A 12190-nucleotide genomic window follows, 5' to 3' on the forward strand; every position below is an offset into this window, starting at 1 on the left:
GGAAGCAGATGCGTACCAGCAGTGTTCGTCGGAGTCGTGTCCGGGCCGTTGCTTCGGCTGTCTTGGGGATGCTGCTGGTGGGCATCGCTTCCGTCCCCGCCCAGGCGGAGGGTATTCGGGCCCAGCAGTGGCACCTCGATGCCATGGGAGCCGAGGAGATCTGGGCGCTCAGCACCGGTAAGGGTGTCACCGTCGCAGTCCTCGACACTGGGGTAGAGAAAGATAACCCAGACCTTCGAGGGCAGATCCTCAAGGGCAAGGACTTCGCGACGGAGAAGTCGGGTGACGAGTACACCGACTACAGTGGTCACGGTACCGGCATGGCCGCTCTGATTGCCGGTACAGGTGCAAGAAACAGCGGGAACGGGGCTTATGGATTGGCTCCCGGGGCGAAAATTCTTCCTGTTCGTGTACCGGGAGGCGAGCGGGGGCAGACGACCCAGGCGAAGGCCGATGCGGAGTTCAATCGCGTCATGCCGCAGGCCATCCGCTATGCCGCTGATTCGGGGGCCAAGGTCATCAACATCTCGCAGGGTGCGTTTGAAGGTTCGTCCCAGCTCACCGAAGCGGTGATGTACGCCTTGGGTAAGGGCGCTCTTATTTTTGCGGCTACCGGGAACAGTGCTGAAAAGAGTAATAGGGTCGAGTATCCGGCGGCGACACCTGGCGTTGTCGGCGTAGCCGCTGTTGACAAGCAGGCAACACATACGAGCGAGTCCACTTACGGCCCGCAGGTTGATATTGCTGCCCCCGGCAAGGACATGGTGCATGCCTGTGGTGGTGGTACTGGCCTCTGCAAGTCCAGTGGTACGAGTGATGCCACTGCGCTTGCGTCGGCTGCGGCTGCGTTGGTGTGGTCGAAGCATCCTGAGTGGACCAACAATCAGGTTTTGAAGGTCCTACTCAACACTGTGGCTAAGCCTGCAAAGGGGGAGGAGCGCAGCAGCTACATCGGCTATGGGGTCATTCGGCCGCTTCGTGCGTTGAAGTCTCCGGGTGATCCGGGACCGGCTGATGTTCGGCCGATTGACGATCTTGCTGAGCCTGAGTCGTCGTCTCCTTCGGTGCAGCCGTCGCAGGGCGGTGTTCCGTCATCGGAGGGGTCTGCTTCTTCTGCTCCGGGTGCTGTTCCTCAGGCGTCGGAGGGTGATGGTGGTGCGGGGTTGTGGATCGGGCTCGGGATCGGGGCGGCCGTGTTGATCGGTGCTGCCGTGGCCGTCCCGGTACTCCGTTCCCGCAGGGGTTGAGTCCACCCCCGTCGTCTCGCTGACGCGCAGACCACGCTGCGGGGCGGGTCGGAGGCGGAAGGGATTCTGGATGAGTTCCGGATGGCACAGATCGACGAGGGTTATGAGAAGGACTCTGAGGAGCACAAGAAGGCTGTCGGTAAGACGACCGAATGGGTCAAATTCGGCGTCGGCGCGGCGGCCGGTGGTATTGCCGTCCTGACGGGTGGCGCCGACTGCGCACGGGTACCGCTTGCCGCCGAGACGGTGGGCGGCACGGTGACGACCATTATCGGCATGGAAGCTGACGACATGTCGGAGGAGTGCGAGAAGGGCGAGTTACTGAAGAAGGAGTCGAGCAAATCGCCGGACGATGCACTGGCCATGGGCAAGGAAAACTAGCTCCGGCCCGCCATCGCCTACGCGAGCGCGCCCGGCTGGAGCGAGAAGGACCGCAACCACCTCGACGAGGAACTGGTCAGGTACGTCCGGGGCTCGCGCCTGCATGCTCGCGACAACTCGCTTCCTGACCCGTATGAGAAGGACTGACGCGCATGCACTCTGCGCTGGCGCGCGTGGGAGCGGCTGCTGTTGCCGCCGCAGTTCTCACGGGGTGTGGTGGGGAGACAGGGAAGGAGCCGGGCCTGACGGCTGCCCAGGCCTGTGGCGGCTTCGCCAAGGACACGGCGGCCACGGCAGCGCTCAAGGCTTTCTGGACGACGATCGTTTCGAGGACGACCTCTCGAAGCCGGACAAGGCTCTCCGTAGGCTGCGTGAGGATGCCGCGGCGCCATGGGCTGACTCGTACCGACCGCTGCCGGTGAAGTACTGCGGCCTCTTGTCCGCGGGGAAGGCGTCGAAGAACCTCAAGATCGAAGTGAACGCGGTGGGGGAAGGCCCGTACCTGGGTCCGGAACTTGCCAAGTCCGTGACCTCGTACGCCACAGGCATTGAGGCATTCTCCCCGTCCGGTCTCGGCAAGCTCTACTTTGTCTGTCGTCTAGAGTCGCCGGCCCTGCCGATCGTCATTGAGACGGGTATCTGGGGACCGGCGGACGTCGAGGAGACGGATCTGGAGCAGCGGACCCGTTTTATCACCCTCGCCAATGCGGCGGCCCGGCACGTTGCCGCCGCGTTGGGGTGTGCGGGCACCGGGCTGGTGGAGGGGGTGCCTGCCGAGGTGCTTCGGTCCTGAGGGGTGGTCGCCCGGTTTGGGAGTTCCGCCACGCCCTGAACGCCGGCGTGGCCGCGATCCGGCCGCCGCGGGGGATGATGACGCGGTTGTCGCCGCTGACCAGTTGGTGGGAGTCCTCGCGCTTCATCTTGAGGGTGAAGAGATGGGCGTGGGTGGTCTTGTGGACGACCCGGACGTGGCTGTTGCCGGGGCGTGGAGCCAGGCCGCCGCACCCTCCACGACCGGGGGTACACGGCGCCGGGCTCGTTCCGTTCAGAACCTCGTACCAGTCGGAGACCGGGAAGCGGTCATCCTGCAGGGTGCTGTAGCGGTGTGCGTTCTAGCCGTTGCACGCGATGACGATTTCGCCGCTGGCTGCGGGGGGTGCCCCCAGGGGAAGCTACCGCTGACGCCTTCCTGCCACGGGAGGTCGTCACGGTCGAGGCGGCGGGCCGTCAGGGGGGCGCCGAGGTGGGCCGTGTTGTTGTCGCCGAGGGTCGGGGCCTGACCGTTGGTGCCTTGGTCTTCGCGCTCCCAGTCAGTCCGTCCGGTCTCGGTGTGGAGCGTGGCTACACGGCCATCCCTGCCGTGGATCACCAGCCGTTTCCTGTCGACGGCGGCCTTCGCGGGGCCGTTGGGGAACGGGGGACGTCATCGACCGGGTCCAGGAGGTGGCGAGGATTCAGGTGTTGACGCTGTGCAGCTCGTCGTCCTTCGTCACCAGGCAGACAGGGGTGTCGTCCGCGGCGAGAAGACGTCCGCCGCCGGTCCGACGTGCTGCCCAAGGATTTGCTCGGGCACCCCGTAGCCGGGGGTGACCGGGATCTGGCCCGTGGCAGTGAGGGTCAGACCGTGTCCGGAGCGTGCGATGCCGAAGTCGATGATCTGCGGGCCGGTCGCGGTGAGCAGATGTTCGGCGGCTTGAGGTCGCGGTGGACCGGTCCTGCCGTGTCGATGCCGTACAGGGCGAGGGCGATTTCGGCGGCGAGCGCGCGGACCGTCGGTACGTCCACCGGACCGTGCGCGCGGACGGCATCGTCGAGCGTTGGCCCGGCGAGGAACTCGCTGGCGATTCCCCCAGAGCAGCACTATTGCGAAAGCGAACTATGCGCGAGGATGTCGTAAAGGTCCTGTGGGGAGTCGTGGCTCTTTTTATACCTTGCGCGAACGGGCATCTGAGAGACTGCTGCCGATGAGGTTCGCGGGTGTGTGCCTTGCTGGGGCGAAGCGGAAATGATTGCTGTCACGGGGGAAAGTATGTCGTTCGATCAGGAATGGGCGTCAGCACGGTCCGTGTCCACGGCGGCAGTGAGCACGAGGCTCAACCAGGTCGCCCCGGAACCCGGTGGCGGTGGTGGGAACGCCGACCTCAGTGTCGACCAGGACAAGCTCGGGGCGATCGGCACCGCCGCCTATGGGCTGCACGGACGACTGGTCAAGGACGGCAACCACGCGCGCACGACCACGACGGAAGCGGCGACGGGCATGTCCAGCCACGGCTTCCGCACCGGGGCCGCGATGTCGACCGTCCAGGAGACCTGGAACTCGCAGCTGAACACGCTGCTCGACGCCTGCGCCAACATCTCCAACCACCTGGACTACAGCGCGGCTTCGCACGCCAGGGAAGAAGCCGACATCCAGGCGGCCCTCACGGCCTCCAAGATCAACGAGTACTTCACGTAGGCGGGGGACCTGCTGTGCTGACTTTCGACAACGTGTACCAAGCCCCCCTGGGCAGAATGAAGTCCGCGGCCGACGACTGGTCCGTGATGAAGGGGAAGCTGGACGTGCTCGCCGAGGACGCCCGCACCACGATGGCGGCGAAGGCCAAGGACGATTACTGGCGCGGAGTGAACGCCGAAGTCACCAAACCCTTCGTGGACAAGACCGCGAAGGAGTTCGAGGACGCGGCCAAGGCCGCCGACGGCATCCACAAGGTCCTGGAGGACGGTTACCAGGCCTTCAAGAAGGCCAAGGACGACCTCAAGCGGATCGTCGAGACCGAGGCCCCCGCGAAGGGCTTCAAGGTGCGGCCCGACGGCACGGTCGTGGCCCTCGAACCGCTGGCCTCGACCAAGGATCAGGGCATGCGGCACGACCCCGACTTCCCGGACCTGATCCGGAAGGAACGGGCCGAGATCGACGCCATGCAGCGACGGATCGACGCGATCGTCGAGACCTGCGACGACGCCGACGTGTCCTGCTCCAACGCGCTCAAGGCCAACATCACCGGCAAGAAGCACGACTTCAGCGCCCCGAAGTACGACAGCCTCGACGCCGAGGAGGCCCAGCGCGCCGTCGACCTCGCCAAGAAGGGCCGGGACATCTCCCACGAGGAGCTGGTGCGACTCAACGAGCTGCTGAAGGACAACAGCGGCTCCAAGGAGTTCTCCAGGGCCTTCTACGACGGCATGGGGCCGAAGGGCGCCCTGGAGTTCTTCGGCCAGTTGTCCACCGACACCTACGACTACACGAAGGTCAACGAGCAGCGCCTCGCCGACGTCCAGGACCTCCAGAAGAACCTGGGCCTCAACCTCGCGACGGCGACCCAGGGCGGCGACGCATGGACCGAGAAGTGGTCCGCCGACATGCGCAAGTGGGGAACCGAGCGCATCCCGCTCGCCAAGTACGACAACAACCCTCCGTTCGGGTACCAGCTGCTCGGCGGCATCATCCGCTACGGCGACTACGACAAGAAGTTCCTCGTCCCGATCGCCGAACACGTCACCCAGCTCCACGCGAAGGACCCGTACCTCTTCGCCAACAGCAAGCCCATGATCAGCGGCGGGCTGCAGAACCAGTACAACCCGTCCGGGGTGAACGGCTCCGGCTTCGACCCGATGATCCCGGTACTGGAGGCGCTGGGCCACAGTCCGGAGGCGTCGAAGGAGTTCTTCTCGAAGGAGGAGCTGACACCGTACAACCAAGACGGGAGTGTCGGCGGCGAGCTGAACCTTGGTGAGAATGCAGGAGGGAAGGAAGTCACCAGCTATCTCGACTTCTTCGCCAACGGCAAGTACACATTCTTTGCCGATGTCGAGGGCCACGACCCAGACGACCTCACGAAGACCATGGGGTACATGCCGGACGCCCTCGGGCACGCACTGGAGTCGGCGACCCTCGGTCATGCCTGGGACGATCCGACGCCGGAACTGAAACGTGATGAGACCACGGGCAAGATCATGCATGAGGTCGTTACGAAGTACGGTGGTGATGCCGAACTGCTCAAGAAGTGGCAGTCCACGATGTCGGACAGCCTTGGAAACATGGCTGCCGGTTACATAGATGACCTCAACTGGTCGCTGGAAAAGAGCGAGGGTGACAGTGTCTTTGCGCCGACGAAAGACCCGTCGGCGCATCCCACGTTCAACCGGAATTCGGCTGTTGGGTTCCTGAGTACTCTCGGTCAGCACCCGGATGCTTATGCCACTGTTTCCACGGCGGAGCGTCTCTATACCACCAGCGTTCTTGAGGCGCAGGTCGGTCCGGACGGCGGTATTGACGAGGGGCGTGCACGAGGTGCCGTGTTCACGGGCGCCACCCTCCATGGGCTTCTCGATGAGTCTCGTGGTGCTCAGGTCGAGGCCGAGGGCATGGAGAAGTTTGAGGAGTACGAGAAGGAGCAGGCAACCAAGGCCGGTTGGGTGGAGCTCGGGGCCACGCTGGGGATTGCGGCTGGTGTTGCCTTTCTTCCTGCTACTGCTGCGGTCGGTGCGGCCGCCATTCTTGTTCCGCTTGCTGTGGATGCTGGCTCGGGGGCCATGGAGCAGCTTGCGGGTGATGTCATTGGTGACTGGTCGGACAAGTCGATCGATGACAACAAGGACAGCACCGAGGGGCAGATCCACGACGACAAGAGGGCCATCTATACGGCTGGTCGATGCAGTGCCGAGTCTCCGATGGAGCGGTTTCTGTTCGAGCATCGCGGCCGGGTGAGCAGTGATTTCCGTCAGGACATGATCGAGTCCGTGAGCAACGGCTACGGGTTGGGCAACGATCATGCGAGGCAGACCGGCAATGCCCCCGAGACCGGCTGACCCTTCCGCCACAGAATCCACGAGAGTCTCAGGGAAAACGATGAGCAGAGTGCGCGCGTCCGTTTCAGCCATGCTGGTCTCTGGGCTGCTCCTGACCGGGTGCGGGAGTGATGAGGAGCCGCCGCGAGTGACCACTGCGCAACAGTGCGACGGAATACTCTCGCCCGCGGCAGCGAGCGCGCTCGAATCGATGTTGGGATCGAAAAAATTCTGGGGTGCCGGAAGTGGTGGGTTGGACCGGACGGTGAAGGAGTTGATCGAGGATTATGCGAGGGAGGGAAGACCGCCGGGGCATCCCCCGATGTGCGAGGTTGAGGCCAAAGTGAGTCCGCCGGCTGGGATGATGATCCACTTCCGGTTGTACGACAGGGGGGACCTGTATGACGACGGTACCGAGTGGACGTCTCAAGGGCGGTACCTCTACGGGATGGGTCGTGAGGCGAGTACGGACAACAGGACTGCGTTTCTCTTCGTCGGGTGTTCCAGTCCACGGATGAAGGGTTCGGACAAGCAGCCGGCTCCGATCGAGAGCGTGCTCAGTTTCGACAGGTCGCTGCAGGGCTCCTATCCCGAGAACACTCCTGCCACCCGGGAGGCGTTCCTCACCATTTTGCATTCCGTCACTTTGACCGTGGTGAGGGAGTTGGGGTGTGAGAGGGATGCCGGGCTTACCGAGACGCCCGTCTTCACGACCAAGGCGTGGCGCGGGAAGCGGGAGGGGTGAGCCGTCGGGCATGCACTGGCGCCGGTGCCCCTTGGTCATGCCTGGGACGATCCGACGCTGGAATTGAAGCGTGATGAGAGCGCAGGCAAGATCATGGGTATTGACCTTCGGCTTGTTGCTGACCGCGTGTGGAAGCAGCGACGAGCCCCAGGTCGCACAGGGGTGTGACGGTGCGCTTTCGTCCGAGGCGGTCGACGCAGCGGAGTCGGTGCTGGGCACGAAATCCTTCCAGTGGGACGGAAGTGGTCTGGAGCGGACGGTGACGGCACTGATCGACGATCAGGCGGTGCCGGGGCATGCGCCGGGGACTTCTCCGATGTGCCAGATCGGGACCGCTGCTGATGACAGGCTCGGTCTCCGCATCGCCTTCCGGCTGTACGACAGCGGGGACCTGTACGACGACGGCACCGAGTGGACGTCCCGGGGGCGGTACCTCTACGGGATGGGCCGTGAGGCGAGTACGGACAACGAATCGGCGGACCTCTTCGTCGGGTGTTCCAGCCCGCGGATGAAGGGTTCGGAAGAGCGGCCCGCACCCCTTCAGGCCGTGCTCAGGTACGAGAAGACGCTGCAGGGCTCCTATCCCGAGAACACTCCCGCCACCCGGGAGGCGTTCCTCACCATTTTGCATTCCGTCACTTTGACCGTGGTGAGGGAGCTGGGGTGTGAGGGGGATGCCGGGCTTACCGAGACGCCCGTCTTCACGACCAAGGCGTGGCGCGGGAAGCAGGAGGGATGAGCGGGGCCGTCGGGCGGGGAGGCCCCGCGGGGAGGGGGTTCCGTGGCCGTGTGGTCGTCGTGCGGCTGCCGGGTTCCGGGCGCGGTCGTACGTCCAAGGGCTGAGGTCGATCGGGACTTCTGACAGGAGCCACTTCGCGGTTCGCCTCTTACTCTGGGGGAATGAGCGCAATCGAACCCAGTGGCACCGCGGCGGACGCGGCCGCGGCCGTCGCCGACACTTCCGGACTCCCGGTCGCACCCGGCGGACCCAAAGGGTCCGTCCTCGATCCGGAGCACCGGGCGCTCAGCATCGGCATCGTCTCCGTCGTCCTGCTCATCGCCTTCGAAGCGACCGCCGTCGGCACCGCGATGCCCGTAGCCGCCCGTGAGCTGGACGGCATCCCCCTCTACGCCTTCGCCTTCTCCGCGTACTTCACCACCAGCCTCTTCGGCATGGTCCTGGCCGGCCAGTGGTCCGACCGGAGGGGGCCGCTCGCCCCGCTCGCCAGCGGCATCAGCGCCTTCGCCGCCGGCCTGCTGCTCTCCGGGACCGCCGGGGCGATGTGGCAGTTCATCCTCGGCCGGGCCGTGCAGGGGCTCGGCGGCGGCCTCGTCATCGTCGCGCTGTACGTGGTCGTCGGTCGTGCCTACTCCGAGCACCTCAGGCCCGCGATCATGGCGGCCTTCGCCGCCTCCTGGGTGGTGCCCTCCGTCGTCGGGCCGCTCGCCTCCGGCACCGTCACCGAGCACCTCGGCTGGCGCTGGGTCTTCGTGGGCATTCCCGTCCTCGTCGTCCTCCCGCTGGCCCTCGCCCTCCCCGCGATACGCCGGACGGCCTCCGGCCCCGCCGACCCCGATGCGGCCGTCGCCCCCTGGGACCGACGCCGGGTGCTGCTGGCCCTCGCCATCTCGGCCGGCGCGGCGCTGCTCCAGTACGCGGGCCAGGAGCTGCGCTTGCTCTCCCTGCTTCCCGCCGTCGCGGGGTTCGCGCTCCTGGTGCCCGCCGTGCGCGGGCTGCTGCCCCGCGGCACCTACCGGGCCGCCCACGGCCTGCCCTCCGTCGTCCTGCTGCGCGGCATCGCCGCCGGCTCCTTCATCGCCGCGGAGTCCTTCGTCCCCCTGATGCTGGTGTCCCAGCGCGGGCTCAGCCCCACCCTGGCCGGCCTCTCGCTGGCGGTCGGCGGCCTCACCTGGGCGCTCGGATCGTGGATCCAGTCCCGACCGTGGACGGAGCCGCACCGTGAGCGGCTCGTCGTCCTCGGCATGGTCCTCGTGGTGCTCTCGGTGGCCGCCGCGCCCAGCGTCCTGATCGCTTCCGTGCCGGTCTGGACGGTCGCGGTGGCCTGGGCCTTCGGCTGCCTCGGCATGGGCGCCGTGATCGCCTCGACGAGCGTGCTCCTGATGAAGCTCTCCGCCCCCGAGGAGGTGGGCGCCAATTCGGCCGCCCTCCAGATCTCCGACGGCCTCTCCAACGTCCTGCTGCTCGCGGCCGGCGGTGCGGCCTTCGCGGCGCTCGGTGGCGGCGCGGTGGGCCACGCGATGGACGCCGGCGGGACGGGGGGCTCCCACCCGGCTGCCTTCGCCGCCGTCTTCCTGCCGATGGCGGGGGTGGCGGCGGTGGGGGCGTGGGTGGCGACACGCCTGCACCGGCCGGAGCAGCACTCCGCCGGCTGAATATTCCGGTACCGGGTCGCTGCGGCGGCGCTACCGTTCCGGCATGGCCATGAACGTGCGTCTCCGCGACGACCAGACCGAGGCCCTCGGACGGCGCGCCGAGCAGGAGGGCACCAGCGTGCACGCCCTCGTCCTGCGGGCGGTCGACGAGTACCTCGCCCGCACCGCCCGGGAAGCCGTCGTGCGCAGGACGGCGGGGGAACAGGCCGTCACGTGGCACGAGCTTCTGGAGCGCCTCAAGTGAAGTGCACCCACCTCTCGACCGAGGAAACCCTGATCGTCGCCGAGTACGCGGTCGATGACCAGAAGGTGGTCGTCCGTGACGCTGGGCTGCTCGATTCCGCGACGCACCGCCCGTCGGCCGCCGTGTTCGGCGAGGAGGCCTACCCGGACCCCGTCTCCAGGGCCACCGCCCTGTTCCAGTCCCTCGCGGTCAACCACCCCTTCGTCGACGGGAACAAGCGGACGACCTGGCTCTCCTGCGTCACCTTCCTCGCGATGAACGGCATCCGGCTACGGCCCGACATCGACGCGGCGGAACGGCTGGTCATCGCCGTGACGACCGGCGAGGCAGGGGAGATCGACGCCATCGTGCGGGGGTTGACCGAGTTGATCGACCCCGACCTGAGGTGAATCGACCCCGACGTGAGGTGAATCGCACCCGTCTCCTCGGCACCCCGATTCGTACGGGGTTCCGGCCGGGCCGCCGGTAAGGTGGCCCGGTTGTCATATCTGGACGAGCGTCGAACCCGGAGATCGTGACTACCACCGCCACCTCCTCACACCACCTCTCTCCCGCCTTCCCCGGCCGTGCCCCCTGGGGTACCGCAAACAAGCTGCGCGCCTGGCAGCAGGGGGCCATGGAGAAGTACATCCAGGAGCAGCCCCGTGACTTCCTCGCGGTCGCCACGCCCGGCGCCGGCAAGACCACCTTCGCGCTGACCCTCGCCTCGTGGCTGCTGCACCACCACGTCGTGCAGCAGGTCACCGTCGTCGCCCCCACCGAGCACCTCAAGAAGCAGTGGGCGGCTGCGGCGGCGCGGATAGGGATCAAGCTGGACCCCGACTACAGCGCCGGACCGCTGAGCAAGGAGTACGACGGGATCGCGATCACGTACGCCGGTGTCGGCGTGCGGCCCATGCTCCACCGCAACCGTTCCGAGCAGCGCAAGACCCTCGTCATCCTCGACGAGATCCACCACGCCGGAGACTCCAAGTCCTGGGGCGAGGCCTGCCTGGAGGCCTTCGAGCCCGCCACCCGGCGGCTCGCGCTGACCGGCACCCCGTTCCGTTCCGACACCAATCCGATCCCCTTCGTCACGTACGAGGAGGGGAACGACGGGATCCGGCGGTCCTCGGCCGATTACACGTACGGCTACGGGAACGCCCTCGGCGACGGCGTCGTCCGTCCGGTCATCTTCCTCTCCTACAGCGGCAACATGCGCTGGCGCACCAAGGCCGGCGACGAGATCGCGGCCCGCCTCGGCGAGCCGATGACCAAGGACGCCATCTCGCAGGCCTGGCGCACCGCGCTCGACCCGCGCGGCGACTGGATGCCGAACGTGCTGCGCGCCGCCGACCAGCGGCTCACCGAGGTCCGGAAGTCCATTCCGGACGCCGGCGGGCTGGTCATCGCCTCCGACCAGGACTCGGCCCGCTCCTATGCGAAGCTGATCCGCGAGATCACCGGCACCAAGGCCACCGTCGTCCTCTCCGACGACACCGGCGCGTCGAGCCGCATCGACGAGTTCAGCGAGAACACCGACCGCTGGATGGTCGCCGTCCGGATGGTGTCCGAGGGCGTGGACGTGCCGCGGCTCGCGGTCGGCGTGTACGCGACGACGATCTCCACTCCGCTCTTCTTCGCGCAGGCCGTGGGACGTTTCGTGCGTTCCCGCAGGCGCGGCGAGACCGCGTCCGTGTTCCTTCCGACGATCCCCAGTCTCCTCGGTTTCGCCAATGAGATGGAGGTCGAGCGGGACCACGTCCTGGACAGGCCCAAGAAGGCCGGTGAGGACGAGGACCCGTACGCCGAGTCCGAGAAGGAGATGGCCGAGGCCGAGCGCCAGCAGGACGAGGACACTGGCGAGCAGGACATGCTGCCCTTCGAGGCGCTGGAGTCGGACGCCGTCTTCGACCGGGTGCTCTACAACAGCGCCGAGTTCGGCATGCAGGCCCACCCCGGAAGCGAGGAGGAGCAGGACTACCTCGGCATTCCCGGGCTCCTCGAACCCGACCAGGTCCAGCTGCTCCTCCAGAAGCGACAGGCCCGGCAGATCGCCCACAGCCGCAAGCGGCCGGACAGCGAGGCGGACCTGTTGGAGCTTCCGGCGGAGCGACGTCCCGTCGTTTCCCACAAGGAACTCCTCGAACTGCGCAAGCAGCTCAACACGATGGTCGGCGCCTACGTCCACCAGAGCGGCAAGCCGCACGGGGTCATCCACACCGAGCTGCGTCGGGTGTGCGGAGGTCCGCCGAGCGCGGAGGCGACGGCCGGGCAGATCCGCGAGCGGATCAAGAAGGTCCAGGAGTGGGCCACCCGCATGCGGTGAGCCGGTCCCTCCGGAAGCGAGCGAGGCCCGTGCGCCGGTGTGCGCGCGGGCCTCGGCCGTCCCCCGGCGACGGGGGCCGGCCC

11 protein-coding genes and 1 pseudogene are annotated in these 12190 nt (G+C 66.9%); 11 read left to right on the plus strand and 1 reads right to left on the minus strand.

Going from position 1 to position 12190, the window contains the following annotated elements; all coding sequences use genetic code 11:
• Positions 1-8 precede the first annotated feature (8 nt).
• The 3 genes from mycP (at position 9) to ACFW2Y_RS02060 (ending at position 2421) form a co-directional block, all read left to right on the plus strand.
• Positions 9-1247, plus strand: coding sequence for a type VII secretion-associated serine protease mycosin (mycP, locus tag ACFW2Y_RS02050; RefSeq protein WP_384872123.1), 1239 nt, complete (start codon positions 9-11; stop codon positions 1245-1247).
• Between the two features lie 81 nt (positions 1248-1328).
• Positions 1329-1628, plus strand: coding sequence for a hypothetical protein (locus tag ACFW2Y_RS02055; RefSeq protein ID WP_384872125.1), 300 nt, complete (start codon positions 1329-1331; stop codon positions 1626-1628).
• A 418-nt stretch (positions 1629-2046) separates the two neighbouring features.
• Positions 2047-2421: a hypothetical protein gene (locus tag ACFW2Y_RS02060; RefSeq protein ID WP_384872128.1), complete on the plus strand. Its 375-nt coding sequence runs from the start codon at positions 2047-2049 to the stop codon at positions 2419-2421.
• Between the two features lie 726 nt (positions 2422-3147).
• Here ACFW2Y_RS02060 and ACFW2Y_RS02065 read toward each other — a convergent pair.
• Positions 3148-3473: pseudogene (locus ACFW2Y_RS02065) on the minus strand (protein kinase); the annotation flags it as partial.
• A 235-nt stretch (positions 3474-3708) separates the two neighbouring features.
• Between ACFW2Y_RS02065 and ACFW2Y_RS02070 the strand changes: the two are divergent.
• The 8 genes from ACFW2Y_RS02070 (at position 3709) to ACFW2Y_RS02105 (ending at position 12107) form a co-directional block, all read left to right on the plus strand.
• Positions 3709-4083: a hypothetical protein gene (locus tag ACFW2Y_RS02070; RefSeq protein ID WP_384872131.1), complete on the plus strand. Its 375-nt coding sequence runs from the start codon at positions 3709-3711 to the stop codon at positions 4081-4083.
• Between the two features lie 14 nt (positions 4084-4097).
• The gene (locus tag ACFW2Y_RS02075; protein WP_384872133.1) at positions 4098-6437 is read left to right on the plus strand and encodes a hypothetical protein; all 2340 of its coding nucleotides are present in this window, start codon (positions 4098-4100) and stop codon (positions 6435-6437) included.
• Positions 6438-6564: 127 nt separating this feature from the next.
• Positions 6565-7161, plus strand: coding sequence for a hypothetical protein (locus ACFW2Y_RS02080; RefSeq protein WP_384872136.1), 597 nt, complete (start codon positions 6565-6567; stop codon positions 7159-7161).
• 115 nt (positions 7162-7276) lie between these two features.
• A complete protein-coding gene (locus tag ACFW2Y_RS02085; protein WP_384872139.1) occupies positions 7277-7900 on the plus strand; it encodes a hypothetical protein in 624 nt (207 codons plus the stop codon).
• A gap of 161 nt (positions 7901-8061) precedes the next feature.
• Positions 8062-9555, plus strand: coding sequence for an MFS transporter (locus tag ACFW2Y_RS02090; RefSeq protein ID WP_384872142.1), 1494 nt, complete (start codon positions 8062-8064; stop codon positions 9553-9555).
• 43 nt (positions 9556-9598) lie between these two features.
• Positions 9599-9799, plus strand: a complete 201-nt coding sequence (locus ACFW2Y_RS02095; RefSeq protein WP_384872145.1) for a CopG family transcriptional regulator — start codon at positions 9599-9601, stop codon at positions 9797-9799.
• The gene (locus ACFW2Y_RS02100) at positions 9796-10188 is read left to right on the plus strand and encodes a type II toxin-antitoxin system death-on-curing family toxin (RefSeq protein ID WP_384872147.1); all 393 of its coding nucleotides are present in this window, start codon (positions 9796-9798) and stop codon (positions 10186-10188) included. Before ACFW2Y_RS02095 ends, ACFW2Y_RS02100 begins: the two co-directional genes overlap by 4 nt.
• A 122-nt stretch (positions 10189-10310) precedes the next feature.
• Entirely contained in the window at positions 10311-12107 is a 1797-nt protein-coding gene (locus tag ACFW2Y_RS02105) for a DEAD/DEAH box helicase (protein ID WP_384872222.1), read from the plus strand.
• Positions 12108-12190 lie beyond the last annotated feature (83 nt).

This window comes from Streptomyces sp. NPDC058877, assembly GCF_042742855.1.
Lineage (GTDB): Bacteria > Actinomycetota > Actinomycetes > Streptomycetales > Streptomycetaceae > Streptomyces.

Coding starts and splice junctions, on each gene's coding strand:
- mycP (WP_384872123.1), top strand. CDS start 9: ATGCGTACCAGCAGTGTTCGTCGGAGTCGTGTCCGGGCCGTTGCTTCG.
- ACFW2Y_RS02055 (WP_384872125.1), top strand. CDS start 1,329: ATGGCACAGATCGACGAGGGTTATGAGAAGGACTCTGAGGAGCACAAG.
- ACFW2Y_RS02090 (WP_384872142.1), top strand. CDS start 8,062: ATGAGCGCAATCGAACCCAGTGGCACCGCGGCGGACGCGGCCGCGGCC.
- ACFW2Y_RS02095 (WP_384872145.1), top strand. CDS start 9,599: ATGGCCATGAACGTGCGTCTCCGCGACGACCAGACCGAGGCCCTCGGA.